Source organism: Aeromonas sp. EERV15 (assembly GCF_900079845.1).
GTDB classification, from domain to species: domain Bacteria; phylum Pseudomonadota; class Gammaproteobacteria; order Enterobacterales; family Aeromonadaceae; genus Aeromonas; species Aeromonas sobria.
Map to the genome: position 1 here is coordinate 1 of NZ_FKKY02000163.1, position 439 is coordinate 439.

1 protein-coding gene is annotated in these 439 nt (G+C 77.0%); it reads left to right on the forward strand.

Features of this window, described 5'->3' with window-relative positions:
* Positions 1-396: sensor histidine kinase (locus tag BN4575_RS20885; protein WP_141689928.1), on the forward strand; the 396-nt coding region annotated here is incomplete at its 5' end.
* Positions 397-439 lie beyond the last annotated feature (43 nt).

The following is a 439-nucleotide window of genomic DNA, read 5'->3' on the forward strand; positions in this document are numbered from 1 at the left end:
GACGAGGCCCGGGTCGAGACGGACCGGCACCGGCTGCTCCAGATCGTCACGAACCTCATCACGAACGCGCGGCGCGCGGTGTGCCACGCGGTGGGCCCGGCGCGCCGCGTCGTTGTCCGGTGCGCGCCGCGCGAGGGGGGCGGCTCCTCCGTGGAGGTCGAGGACACCGGCGTGGGCATCGCGCCGGAGCACCTGGCGCGGCTGTTCCAGCAGGGGTTCACCACGTGGCCCGAGGGCACGGGGCTCGGCCTGCACGCGAGCGTGCTGGAGGCCCGCCTGCTCGGCGCGGCGCTCCGGGCCGAGAGCAAGGGCCCGGGCCACGGCGCGAAGTTCACGCTCGATCTCCCGGCCGCGGCGCCCCGCAGCGGGAGGATCCCCCTCGAGGCGGTCGGCTGAGGGGGACCCGGTCGAGGCGAGGCGGCCGCGTCTCGCTGATGGA